The sequence below is a fragment of the Streptomyces sp. NK15101 genome (assembly GCF_020400725.1).
In the GTDB taxonomy this organism is placed as follows: Bacteria; Actinomycetota; Actinomycetes; order Streptomycetales; family Streptomycetaceae; genus Streptomyces.
Genome location: NZ_JAINVG010000021.1, coordinates 20,968 through 35,949, shown reverse-complemented (window position 1 = coordinate 35,949; position 14,982 = coordinate 20,968). Strand labels below are relative to the sequence as shown.

Annotated in this window: 19 protein-coding genes; 11 read left to right on the top strand and 8 right to left on the bottom strand. The window is 71.9% G+C overall.

Annotation, left to right across the window (positions count from 1 at the left end):
• Positions 1-1,575, bottom strand: a complete 1,575-nt coding sequence (locus K7G60_RS14275) for a serine hydrolase (protein ID WP_225801259.1) — start codon at positions 1,573-1,575, stop codon at positions 1-3.
• Positions 1,576-1,778: 203 nt separating this feature from the next.
• On the opposite strand from K7G60_RS14275, the gene K7G60_RS14270 reads away from it, so the two are divergent.
• Together K7G60_RS14270 and K7G60_RS14265 are read left to right on the top strand one after the other, a co-directional pair.
• Entirely contained in the window at positions 1,779-2,576 is a 798-nt protein-coding gene (locus tag K7G60_RS14270) for a thymidylate synthase (RefSeq protein ID WP_225801258.1), read from the top strand.
• Entirely contained in the window at positions 2,573-3,091 is a 519-nt protein-coding gene (locus tag K7G60_RS14265) for a dihydrofolate reductase (RefSeq protein WP_225801257.1), read from the top strand. Before K7G60_RS14270 ends, K7G60_RS14265 begins: the two co-directional genes overlap by 4 nt.
• A gap of 31 nt (positions 3,092-3,122) precedes the next feature.
• Here K7G60_RS14265 and K7G60_RS14260 read toward each other — a convergent pair whose 3' ends face one another.
• The 4 genes from K7G60_RS14260 to K7G60_RS14245 all read right to left on the bottom strand — a co-directional run bounded on the left by K7G60_RS14260 (position 3,123) and on the right by K7G60_RS14245 (position 5,927).
• Positions 3,123-4,127, bottom strand: coding sequence for a HEAT repeat domain-containing protein (locus K7G60_RS14260; RefSeq protein ID WP_225801256.1), 1,005 nt, complete (start codon positions 4,125-4,127; stop codon positions 3,123-3,125).
• A gap of 30 nt (positions 4,128-4,157) precedes the next feature.
• Complete coding sequence (locus tag K7G60_RS14255; protein WP_225801255.1) at positions 4,158-4,826, bottom strand: HEAT repeat domain-containing protein; 669 nt, start codon at positions 4,824-4,826, stop codon at positions 4,158-4,160.
• Between the two features lie 86 nt (positions 4,827-4,912).
• Positions 4,913-5,449, bottom strand: coding sequence for an NUDIX hydrolase family protein (locus K7G60_RS14250; protein ID WP_225801254.1), 537 nt, complete (start codon positions 5,447-5,449; stop codon positions 4,913-4,915).
• Positions 5,450-5,543: 94 nt separating this feature from the next.
• Positions 5,544-5,927, bottom strand: coding sequence for a VOC family protein (locus tag K7G60_RS14245; RefSeq protein WP_225801253.1), 384 nt, complete (start codon positions 5,925-5,927; stop codon positions 5,544-5,546).
• A gap of 454 nt (positions 5,928-6,381) precedes the next feature.
• Here K7G60_RS14245 and K7G60_RS14240 point away from each other — a divergent pair, with 454 nt between their 5' ends.
• The 7 genes from K7G60_RS14240 (at position 6,382) to K7G60_RS14210 (ending at position 12,588) form a co-directional block, all read left to right on the top strand.
• On the top strand, positions 6,382-7,587 hold the full coding sequence (locus K7G60_RS14240; RefSeq protein WP_225801252.1) for a M4 family metallopeptidase: 1,206 nt from the start codon (positions 6,382-6,384) through the stop codon (positions 7,585-7,587).
• Entirely contained in the window at positions 7,584-7,895 is a 312-nt protein-coding gene (locus K7G60_RS14235; RefSeq protein ID WP_225801251.1) for a protealysin inhibitor emfourin, read from the top strand. Before K7G60_RS14240 ends, K7G60_RS14235 begins: the two co-directional genes overlap by 4 nt.
• Positions 7,896-8,151: 256 nt before the next feature.
• Positions 8,152-8,682: a GNAT family N-acetyltransferase gene (locus K7G60_RS14230; RefSeq protein WP_225801250.1), complete on the top strand. Its 531-nt coding sequence runs from the start codon at positions 8,152-8,154 to the stop codon at positions 8,680-8,682.
• Positions 8,683-8,930: 248 nt separating this feature from the next.
• A complete protein-coding gene (locus tag K7G60_RS14225) occupies positions 8,931-9,623 on the top strand; it encodes a hypothetical protein (protein WP_225801307.1) in 693 nt (230 codons plus the stop codon).
• Positions 9,624-9,761: 138 nt separating this feature from the next.
• Positions 9,762-10,406, top strand: a complete 645-nt coding sequence (locus K7G60_RS14220) for a DUF5819 family protein (RefSeq protein WP_225801249.1) — start codon at positions 9,762-9,764, stop codon at positions 10,404-10,406.
• A gap of 1 nt (position 10,407) precedes the next feature.
• Positions 10,408-11,589: an HTTM domain-containing protein gene (locus K7G60_RS14215; RefSeq protein ID WP_225801248.1), complete on the top strand. Its 1,182-nt coding sequence runs from the start codon at positions 10,408-10,410 to the stop codon at positions 11,587-11,589.
• Positions 11,590-11,778: 189 nt separating this feature from the next.
• Complete coding sequence (locus tag K7G60_RS14210) at positions 11,779-12,588, top strand: alpha/beta fold hydrolase (protein ID WP_225801247.1); 810 nt, start codon at positions 11,779-11,781, stop codon at positions 12,586-12,588.
• A 10-nt stretch (positions 12,589-12,598) separates the two neighbouring features.
• On the opposite strand, the gene K7G60_RS38845 is transcribed toward K7G60_RS14210, so the two are convergent.
• Positions 12,599-12,724 (bottom strand): hypothetical protein, encoded by a 126-nt coding sequence (locus tag K7G60_RS38845; RefSeq protein WP_263985886.1) that lies wholly within the window; start codon positions 12,722-12,724, stop codon positions 12,599-12,601.
• Positions 12,725-12,917: 193 nt separating this feature from the next.
• On the opposite strand from K7G60_RS38845, the gene K7G60_RS14205 reads away from it, so the two are divergent.
• Complete coding sequence (locus tag K7G60_RS14205) at positions 12,918-13,754, top strand: sugar nucleotide-binding protein (RefSeq protein WP_225801246.1); 837 nt, start codon at positions 12,918-12,920, stop codon at positions 13,752-13,754.
• A 19-nt stretch (positions 13,755-13,773) separates the two neighbouring features.
• On the opposite strand, the gene K7G60_RS14200 is transcribed toward K7G60_RS14205, so the two are convergent.
• Together K7G60_RS14200 and K7G60_RS14195 are read right to left on the bottom strand one after the other, a co-directional pair.
• Positions 13,774-14,322, bottom strand: coding sequence for a GNAT family N-acetyltransferase (locus tag K7G60_RS14200; protein WP_225801245.1), 549 nt, complete (start codon positions 14,320-14,322; stop codon positions 13,774-13,776).
• A gap of 9 nt (positions 14,323-14,331) precedes the next feature.
• Positions 14,332-14,493, bottom strand: coding sequence for a hypothetical protein (locus K7G60_RS14195; RefSeq protein WP_225801244.1), 162 nt, complete (start codon positions 14,491-14,493; stop codon positions 14,332-14,334).
• A gap of 230 nt (positions 14,494-14,723) precedes the next feature.
• On the opposite strand from K7G60_RS14195, the gene K7G60_RS14190 reads away from it, so the two are divergent.
• Positions 14,724-14,966, top strand: coding sequence for a hypothetical protein (locus tag K7G60_RS14190; protein WP_225801243.1), 243 nt, complete (start codon positions 14,724-14,726; stop codon positions 14,964-14,966).
• Positions 14,967-14,982: the final 16 nt, after the last annotated feature.

The following is a 14,982-nucleotide window of genomic DNA, read 5'->3' as shown; positions in this document are numbered from 1 at the left end:
TCATGAGCCGCCGGTGCGCGTGAACGTGCCGAGCCCCTCGGCGTTCAGGTACTCGACGGTGAAGGACTTCCCGTCCGGGGCGAAGGCGACCCCGGTGAGCCCCACGGCGTTCTCGCCGGCCGTCGGGAAGCTGAACCTGTCGCCGTCGTAGTGCGTGAGCCGGTACGTCTGGGGCTTCGGGCCCAGACGGAGCGTCAGGGCGCCGTCCGTGCCGGCGACGACCTCCGCGCGCCCGTAGTACGGACTGTCGTACGTGCCCGCGTACGTGCCGGCGGCCTTCGCGGGCGCCGCGCCGGACGGCGGGTGGGCGTAGTCGGTCTTCGACCGGCCCGCGTCCGCCTCCTGCTGGTACAGCGCGTCCACCAGCGGAATCCAGTCGCGGCTGATCTTGCCGGTCTGCGCGATGTCGAAGAAGTCCAGGGCGACGGCGTCGGCGACGCCGACCGGCGAGGTGTTGGTCAGGACGACGATGCCGAGCCGCTCACCGGGCAGCATCGTCACGTTGGTGTGCGCGCCCTGCGCGAACGCTCCCGTGTGCGAGAGCCTGAGCCGGCCCTCGTCGTCGTAACTCACGTTCCAGCCGAGCCCGTAGAAACCGGTCCGGCCGGCCGGGGCGTGCGGCGGGTTCGGGACCGACTCGGGCCAGTGGGTGCGCTCCAGGGCGTCGGCGTCGACGATCTGCTTGCCGTCGAGCTTGCCGTTCGCGAGCTGGAGCCTCAGCCACGTCGCCATGTCACGGGCGCTGGAACTGACCCCGCCGGCGGGTGACTGGGCGTCCGGGTTCCGTACGAACTCCGCCTTCCAGGCGCCGTCGACCTTGACGTGGCCCCAGGCCCGGTCGGACGCCTTCGCGAAGTCCTGGAAGCGCGAACTGGTGGAGTTCATGCCTGCCGGCTTGTAGAGCGTGTCGGCGGCGAGCTTCTCCCACGGCACGCCCTTCTCGTCGGCGACCGCCTGGGCGGCGGCCGTGAGCCCGAAGTTGGTGTAGGCGTAGCTGGCGCGGAAGGGAGTGAGGGGTTCGTGGCGCAGGTGGGACAGGATGTACGAGCGGTCGTAGCCGAGGTCCTCGAGCAGGTCGCCGGCGTGGTCGGGGAGGCCGCTGCGGTGCGAGAAGAGGTCGGCGACCGTCACGTGGGAGGTGACCCACGGATCCTTGAGGGCGAAGCCCGGCACGTGCGGGGCGACCGGCCGGGCCCAGCCGTCGGTACCCACCGCTCCGGAGACGACGGTCGAGGCGATCGGCTTCGAGACGGAGGCGAGCTGGAAGACGGTGTCGGCGTCGACGGCGGCGCTCTCGCCGGCCTTCCGCACGCCGTACCCCTTCAGGTGGACCACCTTGCCGTCATGGACCACGGCGACGGCCACGCCCGGCGCTCCGGTGCGCTTCATGGCGTCCCGGACGACTCCGTCGAGCCGGTCGACGGCGCGCTTCACGTCCGCGTCGTCGAGCTGGGGCGGGGGCTGGGCGGGAGGCGGCGAGGGAGGCGGTGAGGGAGACGGCGAGGGCCCGGGCGCCGCGGCGCCGACAAGCGCCGCCGCCAGTCCTGCCGCGGCAAGCCATCGAACGGTGCTCACGTCTCCATTGAAAGGCCTGCGCCGATGTCTGTCGCGCGCTGCGGGAGCCGCCACGCGCCGTCGAGGTCCGGCGGAGCCCGGGAGAACGGCTTGCCGGACCCGCGGTGCCGTGTGGCCCGGGCCGCCGTGACCAGCGGACAGGGGGCGCGGCCCGCCCGCCCGCCGTCGAGAGCGCGCCGTCGCCGACGGTAGACTCGGCGACCGTGGCGGATACCCAGTACGAAGACTTGTTGAAAATGGTGCTCACCTCGGGAACGGCCAAGGCCGACCGGACGGGCACGGGCACCCGGAGCGTGTTCGGGCACCAGCTCCGCTACGACCTCTCGCAGGGCTTCCCGCTGGTCACCACCAAGAAGGTGCACCTCAAGTCCATCGTGTACGAGCTGCTGTGGTTCCTCCGCGGCGACTCCAACGTCGGCTGGCTGCGGGAGAACGGCGTCACCATCTGGGACGAGTGGGCCGACGACAAGGGCGAACTCGGCCCCGTCTACGGTGTGCAGTGGCGCTCCTGGCCCACCCCGGACGGCCGCCACGTCGACCAGATCAGCCAGGTCCTCGACACGCTCCGCCGCGACCCGGACTCCCGCCGGATGATCGTGTCCGCCTGGAACGTCGCCGAGCTGGACCGGATGGCGCTCGCCCCGTGCCACGCCTTCTTCCAGTTCTACGTCGCCGACGGCAAGCTCTCCTGCCAGCTGTACCAGCGCAGCGCGGACCTGTTCCTCGGCGTCCCGTTCAACATCGCCAGCTACGCCCTGCTCACCCACATGGTGGCCCAGCAGACCGGCCTCGAACCGGGCGACTTCATCTGGACCGGCGGCGACTGCCACATCTACGACAACCACGTGGAGCAGGTGACCGAGCAGCTCACCCGCACCCCGTACGAGTTCCCCGAGCTGAAGCTGCACAAGGCCGACTCGCTGTTCGACTACGCCTACTCCGACGTGGAGGTCGTGGGCTACCGGCACCACCCCGCGATCAAGGCTCCGGTCGCCGTATGAGCACGGGTGCGAACATCGGGCTCATCTGGGCACAGACCACCGACGGCGTGATCGGCGCCGACAACACGATCCCGTGGCGCCTCCCCGAGGACCTGGCGCACTTCAAGGCGACCACCCTCGGCCGCCCCGTGATCATGGGCCGCAAGACCTGGGACTCGCTGCCCGCACGCTTCCGCCCCCTGGTCGGCCGCCGCAACATCGTGGTGACCCGCGACGCGCGGTGGACGGCCGAGGGCGCGGAGCGCGCCGGGTCCGTCGACACGGCGCTGGACCTGGCCGCCGGATCGCCGCAGACGGACGGCGAGGTCCTCGCCTGGGTGATGGGCGGTGGCGAGATCTACCGTGCCACCCTGCCCCGTGCCAGGACGCTCTCGGTGACGGAGGTCGACACCGCTGTCGCCGGCGACACCTACGCCCCGGCCCTCGGTCCCGACTGGCGGATCTCGGAGGACACCGGCTGGCGGGAGTCCACGACGGGCCTGCGCTACCGCATCCGCCGGTACGACCGCCCCTGACGGACGCGGCCGGGATGCCCGGCCGCGCCGGTCAGTGCGCCCCGCGCATCCCGAGGACGTACGCGGCGGTCAGCGCGACGGCACGGTCCGCGTCGCGGGACAGGTCCGTGAGGGCGCGCACCGCCGCGTCTCCGGGGACGTCCGCGAGGGCCTGCGCGAGGCGCCGGCGCGCGGACGGCCCCGTGGCGTCGTGGGCGAGGCGGTCGACGAGCAGGCCGGTGATCCGGTCCGCGAGCGCGGGACCGCTCGCCAGCGCGCTCAGCGCGTCGGCCGCGGCGACGTCGTTCGCCTCCTCGACGACCATGTCGACGAGCGTCGGTACCGCCTCGGGCACGCCCCGCGCCCCCAGCTCCAGGGCCGCGTGTCCGCGGACCGCGACGTCGGCGTCCGAGAGGGCCTCCCGCAGCAGCCCGGTCGCCCTGTCGCCCGGGATCTCCGCGACGGCCCGGACGGCACGGTCGCGCACCTCCGCCAGCGGTGAGCCGAGGCCCCGGGCGAGCAGCGGCAGCCCGTCCTCGCCCGAGCGGGCCAGCGCCCAGCGGAGGGCTCCGGCGACGCTCGGGTCCGTCTCGCCCAGCACCGCCTCGACCAGCGCCTCCACCGGCACCGGAGCCTCGTCGGCCGAGGACAGGGCGGCGCGCTGGCGCGTCTCCGGGCTCTTCGAGGCCAGCGCCTGGAGGAGGGCCACGGTCTGGAGGACGTCGTGCCAGCCGGCGGGTTCCGCCGAGCCGATCCGTCGCAGCCGCGTGAGCAGCTCCGTCTCGGCCGCGATGCGTGCGCGCGTCTGCCGGATGAGGTCCTCGACGAGCTCCGAGGGCGCGAAACCGGGATCGTCGAGCGCGCGCCCGACCTCGCGGAGCGACAGCCCCAGGGACCGCAGGCTCTCGATGTGGAAGATGCGCCGGATGTCCTCGTCGGAGTACTCCCGGTAGCCGCCGCCGGTGCGGTCCGTCGGCCGCACCAGGCCGAGCGAGTCGTAGTGCCTGAGCATCCGGGCACTGACCCCGGAGTACCGGGCCACCTCACCGATCAACACCGTCCGTCACCCCTCCTGTCGGTCCGTCTGTCACTCTTCCCGGCCCGTCGTGCCGAGGGCCACGATCCGCTTCGCCTCCTCGATCGCGAAGTCGAAGCCGGCCTGCGGGTCGCGCGACAGCCTCTCCGTGGCGATCGCGTGTCGGCGCACCTCAGGGCGGGGATCCGACGACGCGGCGCGCAGGACCGGCGCCATCGCCTCGCCGAGCGCGATCAGCGCCCGGCTGAGGCTCAGCCACGTCCCGTGCCCGCCCCGCCCGAGCTGGGTCGCCAGCACTTCGGCCAGCTCGGACTCCCCGCCCTCGGGTACGAGGACGACCGCCGCCCGCCAGGCGCTCCGTGCCACCTCGTCGTCGGCATCGGTCAGGAGCTCCCGCGTGATCGCCGGCCAGGCCCGACCGTCCCCGATCTTGGACAGCGTGTGCAGGGCCTGGCTGCGGGCCTGGGCCCGCTCCGAGCGGAGCTCGTCGAGGAGCCGGGGGAGCGTCAGCGCCGAGGAGTGGCGGGTGAGCGCCCACGTGAGCATCTCCCGGACCTGGAAGTCCGGCTCGACCGCGCACCGCCCGACGAGCTCGTCGACGCACCGCGGGTCCGGTGCCGTGCCCACCGCCAGCGCGGCCCGCAGCCGGACCGACGCGCTGTCGCTCCCGAGCCCCCGCAGGGCCCGCATCGTCTTCGTACCCTCGTTCGCCATGGTCATGGGGACCACCTCCTCGGCCGCAGTGAAGACCTTGTCACCGTGTCAAGGTCAACCGCGGCCGGGCGGGCGGCTCTGCGGGGGAGGGCTCAGTACGTGTGTCCGACGTGCGCGAGGGCCTGCTTCAGGAGCGTCCCCTGACCGCCGGGCATCTCGCTCTGCACGGCCGGGGAGGCCGCTTCCAGGGGGCTGAACCAGACCAGGTCGAGAGCGTCCTGCCGGGGGCGGCAGTCGCCGGTCACCGGGACGATGTAGGCGAGGGAGACGGCGTGCTGGCGCGGGTCGTGGTAGGCCGTGACGCCGGCCGTGGGGAAGTACTCGGCGACCGTGAAGGGCTGCAGCGAGGCCGGGACGCGGGGCAGGGCCACGGGCCCGAGGTCCTTCTCCAGGTGGCGCAGCAGCGCGTCGCGGATCCGCTCGTGGTGCATGACGCGGCCGGAGACCAGGGTGCGGCTGATCGTTCCCTCCGCGCCGATCCGCAGGAGCAGTCCGATGCTGGTGACTTCGCCGCTGTCGTCCACGCGCACGGGGACGGCCTCGACGTAGAGGATCGGCATCCGGGCCCTGGCCGTGTCCAGTTCGTCGGCGGTCAGCCAGCCGGGCGTGGTCTCAGTCATGTCAGACATCGCTTGATCATACTTTCCGGGCTGTGTTTCGGCCCAGGCCGCGTGTCCGCCGGCCGGGTGGGAGTTCGGAGCGGCCGCCGCGAGGGGGGACCGGTCAGAGGGGCTGGATCCGGGTCCTCAGGAGGCAGAACTCGTTGCCTTCCGGGTCGGCCAGGACGTGCCAGCTCACGCTGTCGTCCTGTCCGACGTCGGCGGGCCGGGCACCGAGGGCGAGCAGCCGCTCCAGCTCCGCGTCCTGGTCGCGGTCGGTGGGGTTGACGTCGATGTGCAGGGGGAGCTTCCCGGTCCGGGGGTCGCTGCTGGGGCTGAGGAGGAGCGTCGGCTGCGGCCCGCCGAAGACGGCGCCGGGCGGCCCGATCTGGATGCTTCCGTCGTCCTCCCGGCCGATCTCGACGTACCCGAGGACCTCGCTCCAGAACGCGGCGAGCCGCTCGGGGTCGGCGCAGTCGAGGATCAGTTCGGTGATACGGCATGCCATGCCCGCCAGTGTACGTGCGGAGCCGTGGTGAGGTGGCGTCAGATCTCCGTCCGGGGGCCCTGGTTGACGCATCGCCTCGACAGGGGGCCGGTACCCGGACCATTCGGCGTGACGGGTCCGGCCGAGCGGCCGGTGCCGGACGAGCCGTCGGAGCCGTTCGTGAGTGCCCGACCGACCGTCTGCCGCCGATTCGCGGCAGTCTGGGGCGGCTCCCGCTCCTCGTGCCGGGTTTGCCGGTCGCTGTGGACGGCAGGAGACTGGTGTTGTCGGTGTGACCGCGTCACCGCAAGTCGAACGTCGGAAAACCGTCCTCGTGTTGATGGCCGAAATTCGGCGTGGACATCCTCGAGCCTTTCCTTCCACGGCCCGCGAACGGCGGTGATCCGGGAACAGCCGAGAGTGCAGTCGAAATGATCAATGCTCGACGTCGGTCCTCTCTCTCAGGAGGTGTCCCATGAGCAGGACCCGCCCGATCAACTGCATCGTCCCTCCGTACATTCTCGAAAAGCTGCTGGAGAGCGAAGACAGTGGGGTGCGCCAGGCGGCCTTGGACACCCTGCTGATCACTGCTCGCCTGCGGGGTGAGCGAGGGCTCCGGGCGTCCTTCACCGGCGCGGCCGCCCCCGGCAACGGCCGGCGTACCGTCTTCGACTGCGAGCAGAGAGAGTTCCTCTCCGACGCCGTCCTGGCCAGGCCGGAAGACGGCCCGGAGTCCGCGGACCCGTCCGTCAACCGGGCGTTCGACGCCTTCGGCGTCATGCGCGATTTCTACAGGGAGGTGTTCCGGCGCAATTCGATCGACGGCCGGGGGATGCGCCTGGACGGGTTCGTCCACTACGGCTTCGAGATCAACAACGCGTACTGGGACGGGCGGGAGATGCTCTTCGGCGACGGGGACGGAAAGGAGTTCACCGACCTCACCGGATCCCCCGAGGTGATCTACCACGAGTTGGCCCACGGAGTCACCGATTACACCTCGGGATTCGAATACCACAATCAGTCGGGGGCCCTGAACGAGTCCATGTCGGACGTCTTCGGGTCGCTGGTGAAGCAGTGGTCTCTGAAGCAGACGGCCGACGAGGCGGACTGGCTGATCGGGGCCGACGTGTGGACCCCGGGAATCAACGGCGACGCCATGAGGTCGATGAAGGACCCGGGGCGTGCGTACGACAACCCGCAGTTTGGCAAGGACCCCCAGCCCGACCGCATGAGCAGGTTCATCCACCTGCCCGACACCAGGAAAGGGGATTACGGCGGGGTGCACTACAACTCCGGGATTCCGAACAAGGCGTTCTACCTGACGGCCGTACGCATCGGCGGATTCGCCTGGGAAGCCGCCGGAACGATCTGGTACGAGTCGCTCAGGGCGTCCGGCGCCGAGGACCGGTTCCAGGACTTCGCCGGCACCACCTTCCAGAAGGCCGGGGAGCTGTTCGGCACGGGCAGCGCCGAGCAGTCCGCGGTGCTGTCGGCGTGGCAGGAGGTGGAAGTCGAGATCAGGGGTGTCCCGACCGGAATCGCCCGGATGCGGAGCTTCGCAATCGACGGGAACGGTGGCACGGCCCGGGAGGACGGCGCCCTCAGCAGGCAGGTCGGAGCGCTGAACGACAAGGTCACGGAGCTGGCCAAGGACGTGGCCGAGCTGAAGGCCCACAGGTGAAGGTGACTCTGGAGGCGTACGGCGGGCTGGCGGCGGTGATCGACTCCCGCCGCCGGCCGAACGTGCTGGACACGGACACCCTGCCCGAGAGCGCCGCGCGTGAGCTGGCCCGGCTGGTGGCGGCGGCCGTCTCGACACCCGTGGAGGACGACGACGGCCGCGCCAGGGACGCGATGAGCTACACGATCACGATGGAGGAGAGCGGCCGTGTGACGGCCCTGGAGCAGTCGGACGGCACCATGACCCCTGCGTTCGCGTCCTTGCTCACCTGGCTCAAGAAGTACTTCGCCCGGCAGGCGCAGCGGTGAGGTCCCCTCCGCGCGACTGCGACTGCTGTCCGTGTCCGGCCCCGGACGGCCTGGCGGCCGTCGAGCCGGCGGGAGCGCGTGGCGATCGGTGACGGTTCACTGATCGTTCCAGCCGGTCCCGGCACAGGGCCGAGCGCCGGCGGCAGCCGATCCGGGGTGCTGCGACGACCGTAGACCGCTCGGGGTGGGGCGGTGCGCGGCGCGCGGTCGGGATATTCGCTGGCCGCCGCTCGTCGGTGGTGGTCATACTGCCGCGATGGATCCGGTGACTCTCGAGACCGATCGTCTGGTGCTTCGGGCCTTCACGTCTGCCGACGTGGACGCGGTGTACGAAGCCTGCCAGGACGAGGACATCCAGTTCTACACCCCGGTGCCGGTGCCGTACCGGCGCGCGGACGCGGAGGAGCTCGTCGGTGAGAAGCTGCCCGCCCAGTGGGCCGAGGACAGGGACTACACCCTCGGCGCGTTCCGCAAGGACACCGGCGCCCTGGTCGGCTCCTACTGCCTGACCCTCATCAGCCGCGGCGTCTGGGAGCTCGGTTACTGGGCGGTCAAGGAACAGCGCGGACGCGGCTACTCGGTGGAGGCCGCCCGGGCCCTGTGCGACTGGGGCTGGGCCACCCTCGACGTCCACCGCATCGAGTGGTGGGCCATGACCGGGAACACCGGCTCGCGTGCCGTCGCCGAGAAGCTCGGCTTCACCGTCGAAGGGACCCTGCGCGGTCGCGGCATCGCCAACGACGGCAAGCCGCACGACTGGTGGGTGGGCGGACTGCTGAGGCCCTGATGCCCGGGCCGGTGCTCGGCCGGCCGCGTCTGCTCTGCCGAACCGCGTCGCACGAACGGCCGGAGCACGCGGTACGGCGTGCGCCCCCGGAACCGTCGTGTGCCGCCCCACTCAGGTCTCCGCGAATAGGATTTTTTGAGCCATCGGGGCGAAGTGGATTTTCGGCCAGTCACCTTGCTCGTGAGCCCTCCGTTACGTGGGGCAATCACGGCGGGAGCCCTCCCGCCGCCATCGAGAAGGGACGTTGCATGCGATATCTCCGCGGACTGCTGGTGTCGGTCTCGGCGGGTGCGCTGACACTCGGTCTGGTCGGCGTGTCCCAGGCCCTCGGCAGCAGTGTTGAAACGGTGGCCTCCGTACGCGGCGGGGGCGACCACGACAAGGGCGGCGATCACGTCGTCGACAAGTCGAAGCACAACCTCCACCACAGCTGCCAGGGCGGGACCTTCGGGTACTGCACGCAGAACGCGAACTTCTCCCCGAAGATCGTGGGCGACGTCTCGCTCATCGGCACGACCGGTCTCATCGGTCTCACCGGCACGACCGGGCAGACGGGCACCACCGGTACGACGGGCACCGACGGCACGACCGGCACGACCGGCACCACGGGCACCGACGGCACGACCGGTACCGACGGAACGACCACCCCGCCCGGGGACGCCGAGTGGTGCTCGCCCGGCTTCTGGAAGAACCACCCCGCCGCGTGGGGGCCGACCGGCATCAGCCCGAACACGCTGTACAGCGCCGTCTTCGGTGCTCCGCCGCCGCGCTCCAACAACGGCGTCAGGAACGGCGCCCCCACCAACCCGACCCTCTTCGTAGTGGTGTCGAACCCGCAGTGGTACGGCGGCGGGGCCGCCAACAACGTGGCCGACTACCTGAGCGACAACCACCCGGACATCAACTACCAGGGCTTCCGCGTGGACAACTGCCCGCTGTAACACCCGAGTAGCCGGAGGCCCGCGCCCGCGCCCGGCGGGCGCGGCCCCACCCACCCCTGATCCACGGCGGCGTCGCCGCGACCGGTCCCGGCGGCCGGTCGCGGCCACGCTGCCCCAGCCGCCCGTACAAGGAGCACGATGGGAGCCACGCCCCCGCCCGTCCCGTGGTCACGAGGGGCCCGGGTCACGCTCGCGGCCGCCGCGCTGGCCCTGGCCGGTGCCCTGCTGGTCCATCTGGCGTTCGTCTTCCTGAGCATCGCCCCGGCCAACGCCCTCAGCGTCCGACACCGCGACGCCATCGACGCCTACGTCCAGCCGGAGTTCGGGCAGGACTGGAAACTGTTCGCACCGAACCCGATGCAGCGCAACGACGCCGTCGGAGTCCGGGTGAACACCCTCGGCCCGGACGGCCGCTACCACCAGAGCGAGTGGATCAACCTCACGGCCCAGGACATCGAGGCGATCCACGGCAACCCCGCGCCCAGCCACGTCGACCAGAACATGCTGCGCCGGGCCTGGGACGCGTACGTCGCCACGCACAGCCTGAAGGGCGACCGTCCCAAGGGCGCGCGCGGGGCGCTGACCCGCGACTACCTCGAGCGCGTGGTGCTCCAGCGCATCGGCAGCACCTGGAACGGCGGCCGGATCGTCGCCGTCCAGGTCGGGGGCCGGTTCACGCTGGTGGACCCGCCGGAGTGGAGCTCGGAGACGCCGTCCGACACCACCGACTACCGGCTGCTGCCCTGGTGGACGGTGACCGAACAGGACCACAGGAGTCTGTGACATGACCACCCTTCAGGCCGCGCGGCCCGCCGGACGCCTCGATCGCCTCCTGGCCGCGCTCACCACGGTCCGCGCACCCCACCAGGCCGCCGTCTTCAGGATCGGCCTGTCCGCCGTCGTCCTCGCCTTCCTCCTCCGGGAATGGCCGAACCGGCACGTGCTGTACGGCGACCGCAGTCCGCTCTCCTTCGAACTGGCCCAGGTGCTGGTCCGCGAGGAGCGCACCTTCACCGTGCTGGTCTGGGGGGACGGGGCCCTCTGGTTCGAGGCCGTCTACGTCGTCACCATGGCCGCGGCCCTCGCCGTCCTGCTCGGCTGGCGCACCAGGGGCACCACCGTCGTGCTCATGGCCGGGGTCCTGTCGATCGTCAACCGCAACACCCTCGTCGGGGACGGCGGCGACAACGTCGTCCGGATCATGGTCATCTACCTGGTCTTCACCCGCTGCGCCCAGGTGTGGTCCCTCGACGCCCGGCGCGCCCGGCTCCGCGCGGACCGCGGGACCCGGGACACCGCATGGCCGGCGCACGACCCGGTCGGGCTGCTGCTCTGGGCCGCGTCGGTGGCGGTGCTCGTCCCGCTCTCCTCGTACGACGCCCGCGGCTGGCACCTGGTCTTCTGGACCCTGTGGGCCGTCCAGGGCCTCTGGTGCGCGGCCGAACTGTGGTTCCCGCGGCGCGAGTTCCGGGCCGTGCTCGACGCGGCCGGCGCCATGCTCCACAACGCGGCGATGGCCGTGATCATGGCTCAGGTCTGCCTCGTCTACGCGACCGCCGGCTGGTACAAGATCCAGGGCAGCCGGTGGCAGGAGGGGAGCGCCCTCTACTACGCCCTGCACCTGGACTACTTCACCCCCTGGCCCGGTCTCTCGGGAGCCCTGGCCGGCAGCACCGTACTGGTGCTGGCCCTCAGCTACGCCACGGTGACGGTGCAGGTCGCCTTCCCCTTCACGCTGGCCAACCGCCGGGTCAAGAACGTCCTGCTCGCCGTGATGATCGCCGAGCACCTGGGCATCGCCGTCGTCCTCGGCATTCCCTTCCTGTCCATGGCCATGGTCGTCTGCGACGCGGTGTTCCTGCCCACCGCCTTCCTCGTCGCACTCGGCGCACGCTGCACCCGGCTCGCCGTACGACTGCGGGGCGTTCCGTCGGCGAAGGCGCGCCCCTTCCCCTCGACCGGCTGACACACCGTCCTCGCGATGCGCGTCGACGACGGCCTCGTCACCGGCCTCTGCGCCGTGAGCAACGCCGAGAAGCTCTCGTACCCGCACGGGGAGGCCGGCCCGAGCCGCTGAGCCCCCCGAGAAGGTCCCGACTGTCCCTCTTCACCCGTCCTTCCTATGCTGGGGGAAGGAGAGGTGAGGAGGGCCGCGATGGCCGTTGTCGCCGTGCACAGAGCCGTCCTGGGAGAGGGGCGCCCCACGCTTCCGTACGCGGAAGCCGGCCGTCCGGGGGGCACACCGCTCGTCCTGCTCCACGGCTACCTGGACTCCTGGTGGACGTTCGAGCCGATGCTGCGCCGTCTGCCTCCCGGCCTGCACGCCTACGCCCCGACCCAACGCGGCCACGGCGACGCCGACAAGCCGCCCGACGGCTACCTGCCGGAGGACTTCGCCGAGGACCTGGTCGCGTTCATGGACGGCGTGGGCATCGAGCGGGCGGTACTGGTCGGCGGATCGAGCGGCGGGGTGCAGGCCCGCATCGTCGCGGGCAGCCGACCGGACCGAGTGGCGGGCCTCGTCCTGCTCGGCGTCCCGGCCACCCTCGCGGACAAGCCGAAGGCCGCGGAATTCTGGGAAACGGTCCGGGAGTTGGAGGACCCCGTGGATCCGGCGCTCGCGGCAGCCATGGCCGACGGCCTGACGGCGACCCCCATGGGGCGCGGCTTTCTGCAGACCGTCGCCGACGAGTGCCTCAAGGCCCCGGCGCACGTCTGGCGCGAGACCCTGCGCGGGCTGCTCGAGACCGACCTGCGGGCCACCCTCACGGGCATCCTCGTCCCCACCCTGGTCGTCTGGGGTGACCAGGACCCGATCCTGACCCGCGAGGACCAGCAGACGATCCTCGACACGATCCCCGACTCCCGGCTCCTCGTCTACGAGGGCGTGGGTCACGTCCCGTACTGGGAGGACCCGGACCGCGTACTCCGCGACCTGACGGCCTTCATGGCCGACCGTGCGTGAGGTCCGAAGGTCAGCACCGGTCCGCGTCGGCCGGGCCGGCCATGGTGGGGACGGCCTTGAGCCGGGAGTCGACCAGCATCATCGCCGCACTCACGTCACCGGCGGGAGCGTACCGGGGGTCGCAGGGCGATGGCACAGGACCCTCCTCATGCGGCCGCGGTCGGGCGGCCCGGCAAGTCCGTACGCCAGACCGCCGGCCGGGCGGGGGGTCCGGCGAATCCCGGGGGAAGCCCCGCAGGGGTGAACCGGACGGGACGGTGGGTCCGGCACCGGAGGGATGGGGCGGATCCGTCCCCGGGGCGCCTGCCGCCGACGTAGCGTGGGGCGGCATGACGGTACTGATTGTCGGCGGCAGCGGGTATCTCGGCGCCGAGCTCGCCCGCCAGGGGAGTACGGCGGGCCGGGACACGGCCGCCACCTTCCACTCGCGCCCGGGCGAAGCACCGGGGGTGGCGTGGCACCGGCTGGACCTGCGCGATCCCGCCCGCCTGCGGGAGGTCCTGGACGCGGTGGACCCCCGTGTGGTGATCAACGCGAGCAGCGGCGGGGCGGACTGGGCGGTCACCGCCGAGGGAGGCGTGCTCCTGGCCCGGACCGCGGCGCGACGGGGCATCCGGCTGGTGCACGTCTCCACCGACGCCGTCTTCCCGGGCCGCCCCGACCCGTACGACGAGACGTGCGTGCCGGAACCGGTCACCCCGTACGGGGCGGCGAAGGCGACGGCCGAGACCGCCGTGCGGTTGCTGTGCGCCGACGCGGTCGTCGCGCGGACCTCGCTGATCGTCGGCGACGGCCGGTCCGGGCACGAACGCCACGTGCACCAACTGGTGGCGGGCACCCGACGCGGGGTCCTGTTCACCGACGACGTCCGCTGCCCCGTCCACGTGGGCGACCTGGCCGCAGCGCTCTGGGAACTCGCCCGGTCCGACGAGACCGGCGTCTTCCACCTCGCGGGCCCGCAGGCCGTCACCCGCCATGAACTCGGCACGCTCATCGCGCGGCGGGACGGCCTCGACCCGTCCCGTCTGCCGACCGGCCGCCGCGCCGACACCGATCTGCCCGGCGGCCTCCGCATCGTCCTCGACGGCCGCGCGACCCGGAGCCGGCTGGCCACCCGCCTGCGGGGAGCCGGGGAGTTCCTCCGCCCCGGGGCCGTCGCCGGATGACGTCACGGCGGTACCTGGCTCAGACCTCGGGAAGGGAGGGATCGGGCGTCCACGGATGCGGTGCGGTGACGGCCCAGCGCTCGTGGTCCCGCCAGCCCCCGTCGATGTAGAGGTAGGCGGGCGAAACCCCTTCGTAGCGGAAGCCCAGCCGCTGGACCAGGGCCAGGGACGCCTTGTTCGCCGGCTGGATGCAGGCCTCGAGCCGGTGGAGCCGCAGTTCGGTGAAGGCGTACCGAAGGGTGAGGGCGACCCCTTCGGTCATGTACCCGGAGCCCGCGGACGGGGCGAAGGCCGCATAGCCGAGGGAAGCGCCCTGGTAGCGGCCCCGGATGATCGAGTTGATGTTGACCGTGCCCGCGGCCTCGCCGGTCTCCCGGACACGGACCAGGAACCCCTGGTTGGTGCCGTCGTCGAAGCGGCGCATCCAGTCCCGGAACGCCTCCGCCGTCGCGGGCAGTTGCATCCACGGCTGGTGCAGTGCGGAGCTGGCCCGCACGAGCGTGCAGAACTCGTCCTGATCGGAGAGGGTGAGCGGGCTTAGTTCGACCCGTGGCGTCGTCGTGAGCATGGACCCACGTTAGGGCCTGTGCGCGGCGGGCTCCGAGAGCGGGTACAGCTCGGGCACCGGGACCTCGACCGGATGGATCCCCGCCTCGGAATCGTCGTGACGGCGGTCGCCCGTGGCACTGAGCGGCGGCTTCTCCACCAGCCTCGCCCAGAGCCTCCGCCGGTTCGTCATCGTGCGGTCCTCCCGGTTCCCGACGACCGTCGGCGGAGCCACGGGCCGCGCCAACAACGCCCCATCCGGCGAACGGAGTCGCCGGTACGGCGAGCCCCGTGGTTCCCGCCCCGGCAGGAACGCCCCCGGCCGGCGCGACTGCCGCACGACTGCCGCTGCCGAGTGCCGACCCCGGACCTGTGGCGCACCTACGCTCCTGACTCCCAACCACCGTGAGACAGGAGTACGTCATGGAGAGTCCGACGCGTAGGGCGGCCGCGGCCGGTGCCGCCGCGTTGCTGGCCGCGGGCCTGGTGGCCGTGGTCGGTGCGGAGAGCGAATCGGCCCCGGTCGGGTCCGACCGGATCACGACGGTGGCCCAGCTCAAGGAGAGCATCGGAGTCGCCGCCGAACTGGACCGGCAGGACGGGGCCGCCGAGATCGGCGGCAGCACCGGTGGTCAGGCGACGCTCACTTCCCGCACCGCCTGCTGAGACGGAGAGGTGACCA